This window comes from Arcobacter sp. L, assembly GCF_000284235.1.
Classification (GTDB): Bacteria; Campylobacterota; Campylobacteria; order Campylobacterales; family Arcobacteraceae; genus Aliarcobacter; species Aliarcobacter defluvii.
This window is the reverse complement of record NC_017192.1, coordinates 397,655-416,164: the sequence shown is the minus strand read 5'-3', so window position 1 is coordinate 416,164 and position 18,510 is coordinate 397,655. Positions and strand designations below refer to the sequence as shown.

17 protein-coding genes are annotated in these 18,510 nt (G+C 28.0%); 8 read left to right on the top strand and 9 right to left on the bottom strand.

The window, feature by feature from the left end:
* Position 1 precedes the first annotated feature (1 nt).
* The 7 genes from ABLL_RS02215 to ABLL_RS02190 form a co-directional block, all read right to left on the bottom strand.
* A complete protein-coding gene (locus tag ABLL_RS02215; RefSeq protein ID WP_014473150.1) occupies positions 2-358 on the bottom strand; it encodes a helix-turn-helix transcriptional regulator in 357 nt (118 codons plus the stop codon).
* 1 nt (position 359) lies between these two features.
* Positions 360-566 (bottom strand): hypothetical protein, encoded by a 207-nt coding sequence (locus ABLL_RS02210; RefSeq protein ID WP_014473149.1) that lies wholly within the window; start codon positions 564-566, stop codon positions 360-362.
* A gap of 74 nt (positions 567-640) precedes the next feature.
* Positions 641-2,746 carry a DNA helicase RecQ gene (recQ, locus tag ABLL_RS02205; protein ID WP_041655018.1) on the bottom strand — a complete coding sequence of 702 codons (2,106 nt, stop codon included), beginning with the start codon at positions 2,744-2,746 and terminating at the stop codon, positions 641-643.
* Between the two features lie 29 nt (positions 2,747-2,775).
* On the bottom strand, positions 2,776-2,907 hold the full coding sequence (locus ABLL_RS15155) for a hypothetical protein (protein WP_014473147.1): 132 nt from the start codon (positions 2,905-2,907) through the stop codon (positions 2,776-2,778).
* A 165-nt stretch (positions 2,908-3,072) separates the two neighbouring features.
* Positions 3,073-4,011, bottom strand: a complete 939-nt coding sequence (locus ABLL_RS02200; RefSeq protein ID WP_014473146.1) for a hypothetical protein — start codon at positions 4,009-4,011, stop codon at positions 3,073-3,075.
* Positions 4,012-4,771: 760 nt separating this feature from the next.
* A complete protein-coding gene (locus ABLL_RS02195; RefSeq protein ID WP_014473145.1) occupies positions 4,772-5,374 on the bottom strand; it encodes an EF-hand domain-containing protein in 603 nt (200 codons plus the stop codon).
* Between the two features lie 69 nt (positions 5,375-5,443).
* Complete coding sequence (locus ABLL_RS02190; RefSeq protein WP_014473144.1) at positions 5,444-6,760, bottom strand: L,D-transpeptidase; 1,317 nt, start codon at positions 6,758-6,760, stop codon at positions 5,444-5,446.
* A 123-nt stretch (positions 6,761-6,883) separates the two neighbouring features.
* On the opposite strand from ABLL_RS02190, the gene ABLL_RS02185 reads away from it, so the two are divergent.
* The 3 genes from ABLL_RS02185 to ABLL_RS15150 are packed head-to-tail and all read left to right on the top strand — an operon-like array spanning position 6,884 to position 9,273.
* Positions 6,884-8,104 (top strand): MotA/TolQ/ExbB proton channel family protein, encoded by a 1,221-nt coding sequence (locus ABLL_RS02185; protein ID WP_014473143.1) that lies wholly within the window; start codon positions 6,884-6,886, stop codon positions 8,102-8,104.
* 6 nt (positions 8,105-8,110) lie between these two features.
* On the top strand, positions 8,111-9,142 hold the full coding sequence (locus ABLL_RS02180; protein ID WP_014473142.1) for an OmpA family protein: 1,032 nt from the start codon (positions 8,111-8,113) through the stop codon (positions 9,140-9,142).
* On the top strand, positions 9,142-9,273 hold the full coding sequence (locus tag ABLL_RS15150) for a hypothetical protein (RefSeq protein ID WP_014473141.1): 132 nt from the start codon (positions 9,142-9,144) through the stop codon (positions 9,271-9,273). The genes ABLL_RS02180 and ABLL_RS15150 overlap by 1 nt, the downstream gene beginning before the upstream one ends.
* Here the strand turns inward: ABLL_RS15150 and ABLL_RS02175 are convergent.
* Together ABLL_RS02175 and ABLL_RS02170 are read right to left on the bottom strand one after the other, a co-directional pair.
* The gene (locus ABLL_RS02175; protein ID WP_014473140.1) at positions 9,263-10,189 is read right to left on the bottom strand and encodes a D-2-hydroxyacid dehydrogenase; all 927 of its coding nucleotides are present in this window, start codon (positions 10,187-10,189) and stop codon (positions 9,263-9,265) included. The two genes, ABLL_RS15150 and ABLL_RS02175, sit on opposite strands and share 11 nt — an antisense overlap.
* 9 nt (positions 10,190-10,198) lie before the next feature.
* A complete protein-coding gene (locus ABLL_RS02170) occupies positions 10,199-11,176 on the bottom strand; it encodes a hypothetical protein (protein ID WP_014473139.1) in 978 nt (325 codons plus the stop codon).
* A 174-nt stretch (positions 11,177-11,350) separates the two neighbouring features.
* Between ABLL_RS02170 and prpB the strand changes: the two genes are divergently transcribed.
* The 5 genes from prpB (at position 11,351) to ABLL_RS14605 (ending at position 18,504) form a co-directional block, all read left to right on the top strand.
* Positions 11,351-12,235, top strand: a complete 885-nt coding sequence (prpB, locus tag ABLL_RS02165) for a methylisocitrate lyase (protein WP_014473138.1) — start codon at positions 11,351-11,353, stop codon at positions 12,233-12,235.
* A gap of 49 nt (positions 12,236-12,284) precedes the next feature.
* Positions 12,285-13,394: a citrate/2-methylcitrate synthase gene (locus ABLL_RS02160; RefSeq protein WP_014473137.1), complete on the top strand. Its 1,110-nt coding sequence runs from the start codon at positions 12,285-12,287 to the stop codon at positions 13,392-13,394.
* Positions 13,395-13,484: 90 nt separating this feature from the next.
* The gene (gene acnD / locus ABLL_RS02155; RefSeq protein ID WP_258239363.1) at positions 13,485-16,094 is read left to right on the top strand and encodes a Fe/S-dependent 2-methylisocitrate dehydratase AcnD; all 2,610 of its coding nucleotides are present in this window, start codon (positions 13,485-13,487) and stop codon (positions 16,092-16,094) included.
* Positions 16,095-16,211: 117 nt separating this feature from the next.
* Positions 16,212-17,390 carry a 2-methylaconitate cis-trans isomerase PrpF gene (gene prpF, locus ABLL_RS02150; RefSeq protein ID WP_014473135.1) on the top strand — a complete coding sequence of 393 codons (1,179 nt, stop codon included), beginning with the start codon at positions 16,212-16,214 and terminating at the stop codon, positions 17,388-17,390.
* A gap of 109 nt (positions 17,391-17,499) precedes the next feature.
* Complete coding sequence (locus tag ABLL_RS14605; protein ID WP_014473134.1) at positions 17,500-18,504, top strand: GGDEF domain-containing protein; 1,005 nt, start codon at positions 17,500-17,502, stop codon at positions 18,502-18,504.
* The last annotated feature ends 6 nt before the right edge of the window (positions 18,505-18,510 follow it).

The following is an 18,510-nucleotide window of genomic DNA, read 5'->3' as shown; positions in this document are numbered from 1 at the left end:
TTTATTCCTTTATGCCCTTTTGTGCAAGTATCAATAATGTTTTTATATACTCATTTTTTATGTAATAAAAAGACATTTTTTTATCTTTTGTAAACTCAACAATTCCATATTTTCTTAAAATTCTAAGTTGATGAGAAACGTGAGATTGAGGGATTTGCAATAAATTCACCATCTCTCCCACACAAATTTCATACTCTAAAAGAGCAAATAAAATTTTTACGCGAATGGGATCGTTTAGTGCTTTAAAAATATTGCTTAATTGGGTAAGTTCACCATCATTTGGTAATTTTTTTTCTATATCACAAATATAACTTATATCTTCACAACAAGAACGAATAAGTTGTTTTGAATTACTCATACTACTCTTCTATAATTTCAAATCCGATTGAACTCATTTCTGCTTTAAAATTTGCTTCTTGTTCTTCATTTTCTATATTAACAGTAACTTCTTTTGGACTTGATTCTAAGTTAACTTCAATTGCTCCAAAATCATCTTCTAAAGAACCTTTTATCAAGTTTGCACATTTCATACAAGAGATATTTTTTGCTTTAAATGTTTTTTTCATAATTACTCCATTTTATATGTTAATTTTATCATATGAAGATATTATCATATGATATATTTATTGTCAAGTCTAATTTATGAATTATTAGATAAGTATTCATACAAATACAAATATTGTCTTAACTCTTTTAAACTTTCAAGTTTTGTTCCCTCTTCTATCCAAGCTTTTATATTTAAAGGAATTTCAAGGGGTTTTAATAACTCCTCTTTTTTCTTTTTTGAAATTTTTTCATGTTCAGTCAAAACTGAAATATGACTAAGAACAGAAGTTAATCCTAAATCTCTAATTTGTGCAATTTCTTCTACACTTTTTCCCTCATTTAAAAGCTCATAAGTCTCAAGATATGTTTTTGTTAGTTTCTTCAAAGGCTCTTTTTGTTCAAGTTTTTCAGAAAACTCTTCTTTTATCTCTTTTGATAAATTTAAAAAAGTCTCTCCATATTTTTCATATTTTACAAGACCAACGCCATTTATATTTAACATTTCATCTTTTGTAATTGGCAACTTCAAAGCAAACTCTTTTAAAGTCTTATCACCAAATATCACATAAGCTGGAACTTCGCTCTCTTGGGCTATCTCTCTTCGTAAAGTTCTAAATCTTTCATAAACCAACTCATCAAAACTTAACTCAGTCTCTTCTTCTTTGATTTTTGAAGCAATTCCTAGTTTATCATTATCAATAAAAAGTTTCTCTTTCCCTTTTAAAATCTCTAAACCTAAAAAACTTATTTTCAAAGCTCGAAATTCTCCCAAAGTAAGTGCTTGAATATCTATTAATTTATCTGCAATTGCTATCCACTCATTTTTGCTTTTATCAATTCCTAGATTATAAACACTCAGTTTATCATGTCCAAAATCTAATAACTTTTGATTTTTTGAACCTCTTAAAATATCTATAATGTGATTTAATCCAAATCTTTGTTCAGTTCGATAAATAGCACTTAGAAGTTTTTGAGCATCAACACTCATATCAACTTGTTCCACTTCACCTTTTGTACAGTTATCACATAGAGTTTTACAAGCTTCTATCTCATCTTCAAAATAACCTGCAATCATCTTATGACGACAATTATTACTCACACAATATCTATACATAAACTCTAACTTATCAAGTCCAGTTTGTTTGTAAGCATTATCTATGGCTTCTTCTATTTGTATTTTTCTTTTTACCTCATCAGATTTTGAGTAAAGCATATAAACATAAGACATCTCACCATCACGACCAGCTCTTCCTATTTCTTGATAATAATTTTCAAGGGTTTTAGGCAATGAAGTATGTATTACAAAACGGATATTTGATTTATCAATTCCCATACCAAAAGCGATTGTTGCTACCACAATATCTATTTTTTCATATACAAAATCATTAAAAACTTCATTTTTTTTATCATTGCTAAGTCCTGCATGATAGGCTTTTGCACTATATCCATTTTCACTTAAAAACTCTGCTGTAGATTCTGCTTCTTTTCTTGTAAATGTGTAGATGATTCCACATAATCCTTTGTGAGTTTTTAGAAAGTTTAATATTTGCGTTTTCCCATTTGCGATTCGAGGTTCAACTTTTATATCAAGATTATCTCTTACAGTTTTTGCTCTAAAATGTCTAGGATTTTGCAAGTTCAAAGAGGAAGCAATATCAGCTTCAACTTTTTTTGTAGCAGTTGCTGTAAATGCACAAATAGCAGTATTTGGAAAAAATCTTTTTAATCTATCAAGATTTCTATACTCAGCTCTAAACTCATGTCCCCAAGCAGATACACAATGGGCTTCATCTATTACAAAATAGTTTATATTTATTCGCTGTAAAACTGAGACAAACTCATTTGAAGTAAATCTTTCAGGTGCCACATAGATAAATTTTAACTCGCCATTTAAAAGCTTTTGAAGAGTAAAACTATTTTCATCATTTGAAGTAGCTGAACTTATCATTTCAGCACTAATATTCAAATCATTCAAAGCTTTTATCTGGTCTTGCATAAGTGCAATAAGCGGAGAGATTACAACAGTAGTTCCATTCATAAGAAGTGTAGGAAGTTGATAACAAAGTGATTTTCCACCACCAGTTGGCAAAATTGTCAAAACATCTTGTTTATTAAGAATGCAATCAACAACCTCTTCTTGGAAGCTTCTAAAATGCTCGTGTCCGAAAATATCTTTTAGTATTTGGTATTTTTTATTCATTTGGGATGGTAACATAGTTTGAATAAGCTCTATGTAAATAAACTTAATAACATTTCAGTTAATTTTATTTTTAAATAAGAATAGATAACTCTTTTTAAACTTTTTATTAAAAAGTTTGAATATATTTTTATATTCAACTTTTGTATTTTTTCTCTATCCATTTTAATTCCTTATTAATTTTAAATTAATAATTAGCTAATTATCAGGAAACGTATACTTATGAATAAGTTTCCTTGTTTGTACAAATGGTATTATAGATTATGTTTTTTGTTAAAAAAAGATATTTATAAACTACCTATAAATAAAAGGTATTGTGAAAAAGTAAATCAATAAGGGTAGTTATTAAATAAGTTTGTTTTTACTCCATGTAAAAAACATCTATATTGTTCTTCGTCAATTAATTCTTTTGCTTGTTTATAATATGCATCAAAAGAATAAAACTCTTCAGTAGAAATTTTTTTTGTTTCCTTCCAATACTTTGTAATTTCATCAGTAATATATTTTTCAGATAGTCCTACAACTTTACAATCATAAATAAATAGTAAATCAGCCATTTTCCCCTCTAAAGTTTTTGGGCTTTTATGTTTAAAGATTTCGCATTCTTCTATACTACACATAAATGCTGTTATATTCTCATCTAATTCCTCAAACGGTGTTTTAATATAAGAAGGATCGCTATCAAATTTATCTTTAATAGCTTTTATTGTTTCCTCTATATCACCTAAAGGCTTTGTAAAATCTATTTCTACTAATACTTTTTTTGATATTTCACCTTGTTTAATATAAGGTTGTACTAAATTGTATTTACGAGGTTGAATTATAGTTTTAATATCAAAAGTGTGGTCTTCAGTAGAATGATATATTATTTCTTCTAATTCATCTTTTGTTAATTTTTCTTTCAGGCTTTCAAAACGCATAAATCCAATAGTAAACTCACAATCATTTACTATTTCATTATATCTTTCTTCTTCAAGGGATTCCCATACTGTTGATAAAGGAACTAATGATATAGGGGGAAAATCATCATCAAGTAAATGTGATACCCAACCAAGATATTTTTGTTTATTAATTTTCTCTAAATATTCAGAATCTTTTTCAACACTTCTGATTTCACATGCTAAACAAAAAATATATGGTTTTTCATATTTACTTAATTTGCTAAGTTCATTTTCAAAGGAAATATATATTTCACTATCTCTGTTAACTAAACCTGTAGAGATAATTTCTTTTAGTTTTAATTGTTGCTTTTTTGATGGTCTTGCCATTTTAACCTCTTAATTAAAATCTTAATTTATTATTTATTCTAACAAAACTTTTTGATAATTTTACAATTTATTTTATTTTAGATTTTTATAATATCATAAACACCTAAAGGTCTTCGCACCTCTCACTTTGTATGGACAAAGAAAGCAAAACCACCAACGGCTTCGAAGCCCTTTGGGTTCCTTCACTTATTATTTTATCTTTTCTGTCTTGCCTGTGTTTACACTCTCTTTGAGAAAACTCGTAAATAAATATGCTCCCAGCATATTTATTTACTCAAACAGTTGCAAGCCTTTTCGAAAAGAGAAAACAAACGCTCAGCTTCTGTAGATGTTGGAATATGGGGATAAGGACATTTGCATTTTTGATTTTTTGACTAACAACTTTTCTAAACTCAATTTTAGAAAGATAGTTTGAACACTAGGAATTTCTGCCTTTGATGAAGCTAAGATTTTTGGCTTTTATTTCGGTGAAAAGTGAGGACTGTTTGAGGAGAGAAAAGTGCTAAATGCACTTTTTCGACAAGTTCCGCAACGCAGAAAAAAAAGACTGAAACCTTAGGAAGCTTTGCCTTCATCAATTCGGCAGTCTTTTTTGCTTACTTTTTTGAGACCAAAAAGTAAGAGAAAGCGGAAACTTTCAAGTTTTCAAGAGAGCTTTTATTTCTCAAAATCTTAGTTTTAATAACATTGCAAAAGTAAATATGTGAATAAAAAAACTCATAGTAAATATTGAGGGTGCAAAAACACCCTCAATATAAAATTATTGTCTTTGTTTCATTTGATGATTTAAGAACTCTTCTTTAGTTATATTTCCATCATTATTTGTATCGATATCTGAAAACATTTGTTGATTACCAATATTTCTCATCATTTTTCCTTCAGATGCTTTTTGTTCCATTCTTTTTTCTCTAACTTCTTCCATCTCTTTTTCACTAATTTTTCCATCATTATTTAAATCAAAACTTTCAAATGCTGGCATATTGTAACCTTTTCCCATACCCTTACCATTTATTCCTTGCCCCATTCCCCTATTGCCTTGGTTAAGTTGCATTTGTTTATTTTGACCTTTTAATAACTCAAGTTCAGTTAATTTTCCATCTTTATTTGTATCTAAAGAAGTAAAATCAGGAGCATTGATTGCATTTTTCATAGGCATTCCAGCTGATGCTTTTTGCTCCATTCTTTTTTCTCTTATTTCATTAAACTCTTTTTCACTTACAAATCCATCGTTATTTATATCATAAGTTGAAAATTCTATTGGACCTCGATTTGGTAAATCTTCAGCAATAACACTACTTGTTATAACTGATAAAGTACCAGCAACTACTAAACCTAATCTAATCATTTTTGACATATTTTGCATAATCTTATCCTTTATATTTTGATATTTGATTCTACTCTTTATTTAATATAATCTTCATAACTCAAATTATCACTTCAAAACAACTTTTACTTTATCCATACTTTTCATACTTGCAAAATCATTTATTAAATTTGCAAGTTGTAAAACATCACTATTTTTCATTCTTATACATCCTGCTGATTCATTAGTTCCTATTGTTTTTTCATTTAAAGTACCATGTATTCTAAAAGTATTTTTCCCATCAACAATATGTGTAAGATTTATTTTTGCAGCTCCCATATAGTTGTATTTATCTCCAGGAGGTACAACAGAAGGAAGATAAATTCCTCTTTTTCTAAAACTTTTTATTGTATCAGCTGTTGGATACCAAACTGGATTTAAAGAAATCTGAGAAATTTTTCCAACCCCAAATGGTTTTTTTACATCTTTTTTCCCAGTTGAAACTCTATATGTTTTTATTTTTTGTAAATGGTCATTTATTTGAGCTTTTACTGTCATATAATTTGTTACAGAATCAACCTCAATTATCAGCTGTTGATAATCTAAAACATTTGAACTGTAATCTACCTCTTCTTTTTCTTTTTTTGGTAAACTAACTTTTTTCATCTCTTTTTTTACTGGTTTTATTTTCTCATAACTTTTTGTTATTTTTTGAACTTTTTCTTCTTCCTCTTCATAAGCTTTATCAAATTCATCCATACTAATTTGTCTTATTTCTTCTTCATATGGTGTTTCATCTGAAACATCATTTTTTTCTTCTAAAACAACTTCTTTTTGAATTGGTTCTTCTTTTATCTCAGGTTTTTCTTCTATAATCACATCATCATCTACAAATTTTTTCCCTTCAGGAAAAGGATAAGAACCTACAAGTTTCAACTCTTCCATATTTGGAACAACTGAAACTAAGGGAAATTCTTCTTTAAATTTTTTCTTCTCTTCTTTTTTTTCTTCTTTTATATCAGCAATATTCTCTTTTTTTACAACAATTGTTTCAACAATAGGTTTAATTGGATTATTTAAATCAATAAATATTTTGTTTTTTGATTTAGAAAACAAAACTTCATTTTCTAATAATTTCACATAAGGTTTTTGTTTTTTTACATAAGATGAAGTTGATTTAATAGCAATAAGTGCTTCTTCTTTATTAGAATAAATATTTAAATATGTATGAAATTTTTCTTTTTTATCTTTTACGATAAAAACATCTCCTTGCATTTTGTCAAAAATTCTTTTTTTACATACAAGTGCATTTTCAAGATTAGAAGTTACACAAACTGAAATAGTATATTTTTCTTCTGAAGCATAAATATATGATGTGATAAATAATAGAGTTAAAATATTTTTTAGCATAATATTACTTTTTATTCTTTCTTTGTTTTTTAGCATTTTACCTTTTAATTGTTGTAAATTTATTTATAATGTTATTTTTAGTTATAAAAAATTTACCTTTTAATATAATAATATGCTAAACTTCCAGTTTTATATTAATTAACATTATAAGGAATGTTCATGTTCACAGATGATGATTTTATTGAACTAAATTCAAAATTTTACACGACTTGTAAACCTCAATCTAGGATTTTTACACTACTTACTGTGCCTGCTGCTTTATTTGCAATTATTTTATTGTGTTTTTTGGGATATTTTCCTTTGAAAGTAGAGATTCATAGTGTTGTTTTAATTGGTTTTATATTTTTTATTTATCTATTTTTTGTAAAACATAATGCATATTATGTTTCTTGTAAGTTTAGAACACAATATTATGAGTTAGCTTTTAATTTAAAAGAGTATATCAATAAAAATTTATTAACTATTGGTGAAACAACAAAAGCAAATGGAAGTGTAGATGACTTTTTAAAAGATTACACAAGTAACATAAGAAATACAAATTTTTCATCAATTGCTTCTGGGATTTTTCCAACATTAGGGATTTTAGGAACTTTTATCTCTATTGCTCTTAGTATGCCTGATTTTACATCTGGAACAACAAGTGCATTAGAAGGTGAAATTTCAAAGCTTTTAGGTGGAGTGGGAACTGCATTTTATGTTTCTATTTATGGTATCTTTTTATCAATTTGGTGGATATTCTTTGAAAAAATTGGGATGAGTAGATTTGACCATGATACATTTGTAATTAAAGAAAATACGAAACATTTTTTCTGGACAAAAGTTGATATCGAATCAATCCATATAAAAAGTAATTTAGATAATTTTACAAAAATGAGTGAAGTATTTAATCAATTAACATCAAGTGATATTTTAGATAATATTAATTCTTCAATCGAACACAGATTCGAAGTTTTAGAAGAGATCTTGAAAAAAGAGTTGATTTTATCTTCTAAAATTGCAGAAAATATTGATAATAATGAGAAATTATCAATTATGTTAAAAGATATGACTTTAAATATGCAAACAACAATAAAAAGTTTTGAAAAACAAAAAGATTTATATGCTTTAAATGCAGAATTATTAAATGCAAATATAGAAAAACTAAATTCTCATATGGGTAATTTAAGTTCGGATAATCTAAAAGCAATCTATACAAATATTGTAAAAAGTATTGAAACTATGAAAGCTGATATGGAAAAAGTTGAATGGAAATTCAAAAAAGGTTTAGAAGAGTATGATGAAAATATTGAAAATAGATTAAAAAACTCTCTTGAATTGATTGATGAAGAAACTACAAAAATCATAAAAGATTTTAAAGAATTTAAAGAAATATCAAAGTAGTAAAAAATGTACAATAAAGAGCAAAAAAATGATGAAAACTTTTGGATATCTTATGCTGATTTGATGGCTGGATTACTTTTTGTATTCATCTTAGTAATTGGAGCTATTGTAATAAAATATGTTTATACACAAAGTAATTTAGAAAAAGAAAAAGCAGCTTTAAACTCAAGTGAAGAGGCAAAATCTAAACTTTTTTATGAATTAGCAAAAGCAAAAAATCTATATGAAACAACAAAAAGTGATTTAGATAAAGCAGCATCTGAAATAAAAGATAAAGATAATAAAATCTCTTTAAATCTTGCAGAAATCGAAAAACTAAAAGCTTTACTTTTAGAGTATGAATTAAATGTAAAAGATGAAAAAGATAAAAATGAAAAATTATCAGCAGAATTAACTGAAAAAACAAATATGATAAGTTTAAAAGATGAAGAGTTAACTATGCTTGCTGATAAGTTATTAGTTCAAACACAAATTCATCAAAAAATGGTTGAAGAGTTTGATATAGCAAAATTAAAAATCAAAAACTTAACAGGTATAAAATTAACAGTTATTGCAAAACTAAAAGAAAAACTAGGAAAATCAATAAATATTGATGAAAAAAGTGGAGCTATAAAATTCTCTTCAAATATTTTATTTGACCAAAACTCTTATATTTTAAAAGAAAATGCAAAAAAAGAGTTAAGTAATACTTTGAAAAAATATTTAAACACTCTTCTTGGTGATAAAGAGATGAAAAAATATATTGAAAGTATCACTATTGAAGGACATACTAATAGTGATGGAACATATCTTTCAAATCTTTCATTATCTCAACAAAGAGCACATGCAGTTATGCAGTTTTTATATGATTCTAATATCATAGATAAAAATCTTTTATCAACTTATGTAAATTCTAGTGGGCGTTCATCATCTGATTTAATTTTAGATAAAAATGGTGTTGAAGATAAAGATGCCTCAAGAAGAATAGAGATTAAATTTACAATAAAAAATGAAGAAGCTATAAGAGAAATTCAAAACTATTTAGGTGAGAAGAAATAATGGATATATCAAAAAAACACCTTTATGAACCAAGAAATTTAGAAGAGTTATCAAAAGAAGTAAAAGAAAAGATTGAAAAAAAGAGATTATCTTTTTTTCAAAAACTTTTCAGATTTTTCTTTAGAAAATAAACTCTTCTATATTTTGGGCAACCATTTCTACAAGTCTTGTTCTAGCTTCAATACTTGCCCAACCAATATGTGGAGTTAATAAAAGTCTATCTTTATTTTTAACTTTTAAAAGTGGATTTGACTCTTCAATTGGTTCTTTATTTACAACATCAATCCCACAATAAATCTCTTTTTCATCTATAAGTTTTGCCAAATCATTTTCATTGATAATTCCACCACGACCAAGATTTAGTAAAATTGCACCTTTTTTCATATTTTTCATATTTTCATAATTTAATAAATCTTTTGTATTTTCATTTAATGGTGCATGAATAGAAATAATATCACTTGTTTTTAGTAACTCATCAAGACTTACTTGTTTATATTCACTATTAGTGTTTTTTCCACTTGTTGAATAATAAACTACTTCACAATCAAAAGCTCGTGCTTTTTTTGCTAGATTTCGCCCTATTTCACCAAGTCCTATAACTCCAACTCTTTTTTTATCAAGTTCATAAAATGGTTTATCTATATGAGTAAAAATTTTTGATTTTTGCCATTTTCCCTCATCTACATAAGTTTTGTAATAATTTAATTTTTGAACAAAATAAAAAATCATAGAAAAAGCAACTTGAACAACACTTGAAGTTGAATATCCAGCCACATTTTTCACTTCTATTCCTTTTTCTTTTGCATAAACTAAATCTACATTATTTGTTCCTGTTGCAGTGATACAAATAAGTTTTACATTTGAATCATCCATTTCATCTTTACCAATAACAACTTTATTAGTAAGAACAATATCTGCATCTTTTATTCTTTCTTTCGTTTTTTCGTTTTTTGTTACATCATAAGAAGTAACTTCTCCATATTTTTCAAAAATTGATACATCAATATCAAATCCTAAAGTTGCTCTATCTAAAATTACTATTTTCATATTTATCCTTTAATTTCTTCTTTGACCTGCTTTTGGTGGAGTTACTTCTTTTTGTAAATCAACACTAAGATTATTATAAAAAAGTTCACCATAATTTGTTTCACGATTTATTGTTTCGTATGCTTGTTTTATGTCATTACCATATTTCAAAGCATCTTGTAATATTTTTATAATTTTAACTGATTCTAAAAAATTTACGTGAGAAGGAGCTTCAATAGGAGAACTATAATACTTATGCATTCTTTCAACTAAAGATTTATTTCTAATTTCAATAAAAACTGATTCAATTGGTGATTTAAAGAATAATACTTTTTGTTTTACATTTATTGAAATATATGTTGTTTCCATTCCATAAATTTTTCTTGAGTAAGAATCAAATAAAAAAAGTTTTTTATTATAGTTATTATTAAAAAGTTCATAAATCAATTCTAAAATTTTTATCTTTTCTTCTTTAGTATAAAAATTCCCAATAATTGCAAAACAAAAAGATAATATTGATTTAATAGAATACCATTCAGTTGTGTCATAATCATATCTTAACATTTGATCAATTCTTGCTTGTTTTAACTCTTCAATCTCTGTGCTAGTTGTTGATTTGTACACTTTTTGTACAGCAGAATCTCTGTACATTGGTCCTGGAAATTGTGCTTGAATAACAAATCTTCTATTTTTTTCCATTTCCATAATGTATTTTAATCTTCCATAATAATCTTCATCTATAATTCTTACTTCTTTTTGTGGTATTTGTGTAATTGATTTTAAGAACTCTTCACCATTACACCCCTCTTCCCAAATATAATCAGGATACCTAAAAATTTGACAAATTTTTTCTTTTATATCTTTATTTGGTTCTATATCTGTAACATTATCAATCCACGATGTTACAGTCCTTCTATCTTTATTTATCATAGAAGCAAATTTAGAAATACTTAAGTTTGATCTTTTAAAAATTTCTATAAATTTTTCAATTGAATTTTTATAATTCATAGTAAACCTTATATTTAATATTTGTATTATTGTACCATTTTTTATAAAAAAAGCAACTTTTGTACATTTAACTATATTTTTAAAAGAAATTGTATTTTCTGTTTCAAAAATAATACACTACTTGAATGTCTAAATTATGTATAATGACAGTCAACTTAAATTTAAAGGATGTGTATGAGCGCAGGAAAAAAATTTAGAGAAGCCTTAAAAGAAGAGTCTCCTTTACAAATCGTAGGAACAATTAATGCTTATCAAGCATTACAAGCTACAAGAGCTGGACACAAAGCTATCTATTTATCAGGTGGAGGTATTGCAAACGCTTCTTATGGTTTACCAGACTTAGGTATGACAATGTTAGAAGATGTATGTATTGATATTAGAAGAATTACTTCTATCTGTGATACACCATTAATCGTGGATGCTGATACTGGTTGGGGACATGCATTTAATATTGCAAGAACTGTTAAAGAATTCATCAGATATGGTGCTGCTGGACTTCATATTGAAGATCAAGTTGCTGCTAAAAGATGTGGTCACAGACCAAATAAAGAATTAGTTTCAACAGAAGAAATGTGCGATAGAATTAGAGCTGCTGTAGATGCTAAAATGCAACTTGACCCTGAGTTTGTAATTATTGCTAGAACAGATGCTCACGCAAGTGAAGGTCAACAAGCTGCAATTGATAGAGCAAAAGCTTATGTTGAAGCTGGTGCAGATATGATTTTTGCTGAAGCAATTCACACTTTAAAAGAATATAAAGAATTTACAGATGTAATCAAAGTTCCAGTATTAGCAAATATTACTGAATTTGGTGCAACTCCAATGTTTACAACAGAAGAATTAGCTTCAGTTGGTATTTCAATGGTTCTATATCCATTATCAGCATTCAGAGCGATGAATAAAGCTGCTTTAACTGTATATCAAGAATTAAAAGAAAAAGGTACACAAGAAGGTGTTCTAGGAACAATGCAAACAAGAATGGAATTATACGATATGTTAAATTACCATGCTTATGAGCAAAAAATGGATGAATTATTTTCAAAAGGTAAAGCTAAATAATTAGCTTTACTTAAAATAAAATTTGAATAAATAAAACTAAGGAGAAAATATGGGTGGATTAGCAGGTGTTACAGCTGGAACTTCAGCAATTTGTACTTGTGGATTAGGAAATGGACTTAATTATAGAGGATATGATATTGCAGATTTAGCTTTAAAAGCAGATTTTGAAGAAGTTGCATACTTATTATTAGTTGGTGAATTACCAAATAAAGCACAATTAAAAGACTTCAGAAGAAAAATTATTGCAGGAAGAGAATTACCAATTAGCGTTAAAAACGTATTAAAATCAATTCCAGCTTCTTCTCATCCAATGGATGTTATGAAAACTGCAACTTCTGCTTTAGGTTGTGTTGAACCAGAAGCAGAAGATTTTTCTGATCAAATGGCAAAAATCATTAGATTATTAGGTGCATTCCCATCATTTTTAGTTTACTGGCATCACTGGCATAAACATGGTAAAGAAATTGATTTAATTTCTGAAGAAACTACAATTGCTGGTTATATCTTAGAAAGATTAAAAGAAACTAAACCAAAAGCAGTTGAAGTTAAAGCTATGAATGCAATGTTAACTTTATATGCAGAGCATGAATTTAATGCTTCTACATTTGCAAATAGAATTACAGCTTCTACATTATCAGATATTTATTCTTGTATGACAACTGGAATTGGAACTTTAAAAGGTCACTTACATGGTGGAGCTAACGAAGTTGCTATCAAATTTGTATTACAATTTGATAATGTTGAACACGCATTAAAATCAGTTGATGAATTATTTGCAAAAAAAGAAAAAATCATGGGATTTGGACATAGAGTTTATAGAAACTTAGACCCAAGATCTCCAGTAGGTTTTGAATTAGCTTCAGAATTAAGAGAATTAGAAACTTCTGATCCAAAACTATTTGATATTGCAAAAGCAATTAGAGACAAAGTAAAAGCTGATAAAGGTTTACCAGATAATATCGACTTCTTTGGTGGATTAATTTACCACTATATGGAAATCGAAAGATTATACTATACACCATTATTCATTATGTCAAGAGCAGCTGGATGGGCAGCTCATGCATTTGAACAAAGAGCAAATAACAGAATTATCAGACCAAGTTCTGAATATACTGGACCTGAGCCAAGAGCATTTGTTTCTTTAGAAGATAGAAAATAATTTTATTTTCAAATTTAAGTTAGCTTTTTGCTAACTTAAAAAACTGGTGAATATTAAATATTCCAAATTCTCAATAATAAACTTCAAAATATGGATATAAAAACAATGACAAACGAAAAATATCTTAAACAACTAGATGGTTTAGATGTTAAATATTATGATGTAAAAAGTGCTGTTGAAGACATTACTCCAGGTTCTTTTGCAAAACTTAACTATACATCAAGAGTTTTAGCTGAAAACTTAATAAGAAAATGTCCAAGTGAAGATTTAAAAGATTCACTTATTCAATTAATTGAAAAAAGAACTGATAAAGATTTCCCTTGGTATCCATCAAGAGTAATCTGTCATGATATTCTAGGATTAACAGCATTTGTTGACTTAGCAGGTCTTAGAGAAGCTGTAGCATCAAAAGGTGGAAATCCTGATAAAGTTAATCCTGTTGTTCCTACTCAATTAATTGTTGACCACTCATTAGCAGTTGAATGTGGTGGATATGATCCAGATGCATTCCAAAAAAATAGAGATATTGAAGATAGAAGAAATGCAGATAGATTCCACTTTATTAACTGGACTAAAGAAGCATTCAATAACGTAGATGTTATCCCTCCAGGTAATGGTATTATGCACCAAATTAACCTTGAGAAAATGTCTCCTGTTATTCACAACATTAATGGTATAGCAAGTCCAGATACATTAGTAGGAACAGATTCACATACTCCTCACGTTGATGCACTTGGAGTTATCGCTGTTGGTGTTGGTGGATTAGAAGCTGAAAATGTAATGTTAGGAAATCCTTCTTATATGAGAGTTCCTGAAATTATCGGTGTTGAAATTGTTGGAACAAGAGCTGAAGGTATTACAGCAACAGATATTGCATTATCTTTAACTTCTTTTTTAAGAGAAAACAACGTAATTTCTGCTTACTTAGAATTCTTTGGACCTGGTATTAAATACCTTAATTTAGGTGATAGAGCTACTATTGCTAATATGACTCCTGAATACGGTGCTAGTGCGGGAATGTTTGCAATTGATGAACAAACTATTGATTACTTAAGAGTAACTGGTAGAAGTCCTGAACAAATTAAATTAGTTGAAACTTATGCTAAAGCAAATGGTTTATGGGCAGATGCATTTGAGCAAGCTACATATGCAAGAACTTTAAAATTTGATTTAACATCTGTTACAAGAAGTTTAGCTGGTCCTTCTAAACCACATAAATTAGTTCCAACTTCAACATTAAAAGCTGAAGGAATTATCAAAGATTTCAAAATTGATGGTGATAAAATGCCAGATGGTGCTATTTTAATTGCTGCAATTACATCTTGTACAAATACTTCAAATCCTAGAAATGTTGTTGCTGCTGGTTTACTTGCAAAAAAAGCAAATGAGCTTGGATTAACTAGAAAACCATGGGTTAAATCTTCTTTAGCACCAGGTTCAAAAGTTGCAGAACTTTATTTAAAAGAGGCTGGATTATTACCTGAATTAGAAAAATTAGGATTTGGTATTGTTGGATTTGCATGTACTACTTGTAATGGTATGTCAGGTGCATTAGATCCTAAAATCCAAAAAGAGGCAGTTGATAACAATATTTATACAACAGCTGTATTATCAGGAAATAGAAACTTTGATGGAAGAATCCACCCTTATGTAAAAGAAGCATTTTTAGCATCTCCTGCACTTGTTATTGCATATGCATTAGCAGGAACTATTAGATTTGATATTGAAAATGGTGTTTTAGGTAAAGATAAAAATGGAAATGATATTAAACTAAAAGATTTATGGCCAACTGATGCTGAAGTTGATGCAGTTGTTAATTCTGCTGTAAAACCAGAAATGTTTGCAAAAATTTATGATCCAATGTTCGCAAGAAATGGATTAGCAGGTATTAAAGTTGATCCATTCTATAAATGGAATACAAAATCTACATATATAAATAAACCTCCTTATTGGGAAGATGAATATATGCAAATGCCAGCACTAAAAGGTATGAGACCATTAGGTGTATTCCCAGATAATATTACAACGGATCACTTATCTCCATCAAATGCAATTTTACCAACATCTGCATCTGGTGAATATTGTTTAAAAATGGGATTACCTGTTGAAGACTTAAACTCTTATGCTACGCATAGAGGAGATCATCATACAGCATCAAGAGCTACATTAGCAAATCCAAAACTTTTTAACGAAATGGTTAAAAATCCAGATGGAACAGTTAAACAAGGTTCATTAACAATGATTATGCCAGAAGGTAAAGAATCTAGAATGTGGGAAGCAATTGAAACTTACACAAATAGAAAACAACCTTTAATTATTATTGCTGGAACTAACTATGGACAAGGTTCATCAAGAGACTGGGCAGCTAAAGGTGTAAGACTTGCAGGTGTTGAAGTATTAATTGCTGAATCAATTGAAAGAATTCACAGAACTAATTTAGTTGGAATGGGTGTATTACCATTACAATTCAAAGATGGAGAAACAAGACATACTTATAATATTGATGGTTCTGAAACATTTGATATTGAAGGTGAAATTACTCCAAGATGTGATTTAACTGTTGTAATGACAAGAGCAAATGGTGAAGTTGTTAAATTCAAAGTTTTATGTAGATTAGATACTTCTGCTGAAGTTGAAGTTTACAAAAATGGTGGTATTTTACAAAAATTCGCTAAAGATGTTATTGCATCTTCAAAATAATTAAATATCTAAAAAGCATCATTGATGCTTTTTAGAATATAAAACTGTTGAAAGAAATCAAAAGATTTTTTTTAACAGTTTTTAAAATCAAAAAACTAATTTTTAAGGAACTAAAATATGAGTAATTATAAACCACAATTTAAAGTTAAAGCTACATATATGAGAGGTGGTACATCAAAAGGTACTTTCTTTAATATTGCAGACTTACCAAAAGAAGCTCAAGAAGACCCAAAAAAAAGAGATAGACTACTTCAAAGAATTGTAGGAAGTCCTGATGTTTATAAACAACAAATGGATGGTATGGGAGGAGCTACTTCTTCTACTTCAAAAGCAATTTTAGTAGGTAAATCAACTGTTCCAAATCATGATGTAGATTACTATTTCTGTCAAGTTGCAATTGATAAAGATTTTGTAGACATGAGTGGAAACTGTGGGAACTTATCAAGTGCAGTTGGTCCATTTGCTATTAAAGAAGGATTAGTTGATAATGTACCTGAAAATGGTGTTTGTTGTGTAAGAATTTGGCAAGCAAATATCAAAAAAACTATTTTGTGTTATGTAACTATGGTTGATGGAATGGTTAAAGAAATGGGTGATTACTACATTGATGGTGTTGCCTTCCCAGCAGAAGAAATCGTTTTAGAATTTGCTGAACCTGTTGACCCAAGTGAAGAATTATTCCCAACTGGAAATTTAGTTGATGATTTAGAAGTTCCAGGAATTGGTACATTTAAAGCAACTATGATTACTGCTGGTATTCCTACTTGTTTTGTTAATGCAGCTGATATTGGATATAAAGGAACTGAATTACAAGTTGATATAAACAATGATGCCGAAGCACTTGCAAGATTTGAAGTAATCAGATCTTATGCTGCTTTAAAAATGGGATTAATCTCTGATTTAAAAGAAGCAGAAACAAGACAACATACTCCAAAAATTGCATTTGTTGCACCTAAATCTGATTTTACAACTTCTAGTGGTAAAGAGGTTAAAGCAGATGAAATTGATTTACATGTACGTGCTTTATCTATGCAAAAATTACACCACGCTATGATGGGAACTGCTTCGGTTGCTATTGGTGTTGCTGCTTGTATTCCTGGAACTTTAGTTAACTTAGCTGCTGGTGGTGGAGAAAAAACTGCTGTTGAATTTGGTCACCCATCTGGAACTTTAAAAGTTGGTGCAGTTATCAAACAAGAAAATGGAAAATATGTTGTTGATAAAGCAACTATGAGTAGAAGTGCTAGAATAATTATGGAAGGAAATGTATTCGTTCCAGCTGGTACAATGGAATAATTCTAATTTCCTTATTTGAAAAAAGGTCTAGGTTATATCTAGACCTTTTTTTATTTCTAATTAAAAATTTTATGCTAATATAATCCAAAAATTTAATGGAGCAAAAATTTTGGATAATAAATTCAAATTCAATCCATATGAAGCTTTAAAATCGATCTTAGAAATAACATCTTATCATACAGGTGATGAATTTATAGCTAAAACTGCAATTGAAATAAAAAAATTATTTCAAGCTGATTTAGTTTATATTACAAAAGCTATTGATTATTCACCAACTACAAAAGTTGAAGTTATTTACTCTACAAATACAAAAATTCCTAAAATAATAGACCTAAATGGTGTTCCTGGTAAATTTGTTTTTGACAATAAAATTATAAAAATAAAAGAGCATGTACAATACAACTTTCTGGATGTAATAAATGAAAAATATGAAAGTTTTTATGGTATTCCAATAACCGATGGTAAAAATAATTGTATAGGACATATCGCAATTTATTCAAAAAAAGTAAGAGATTTACCTGAAGAATTAAATGATATTGCATTAATTTATTCAAGAAAAATTGAAAGAGAAACAAGAAGAATTGCTTTAGAAAAAGAAAATCTTCTTATAAGAAAACAATTAGAAGAGTTGACAATTACTGATACATTAACAACTTTATACAATAGAAGATATTTTGTAAAAATTTGCTCAGATATTTTTGCTCAAGTAAAAAGAGCATCTACACAAGCAACTTTAGCTTACATAGATATAGATAATTTTAAAAGTATAAATGATAAATTTGGTCATGATGGTGGAGATTTTGTATTAAAATATTTTGCAGATATTTTGAAAGAAGAATCAAGAAAAGGAATAGACTATATTTTTAGGCTTGGTGGAGAAGAATTTTGTATTATTAGTTTAAATACACCATTAAATTATGCTTATGAATATATGGAAAGAATTATGAATCTAACATCAAGAAAATTCTTAACAACAAAATTTGGTAAGATTACGCTAAGTATTGGATTAGTTGAATTTAATAAAGATTTTAATTCATATGACGAAATATTAAATCTTGCAGATAAAAAAATGTATAAAGCAAAAAAAGAGGGAAAAAATTCTATAGTAAAATAGAAAATT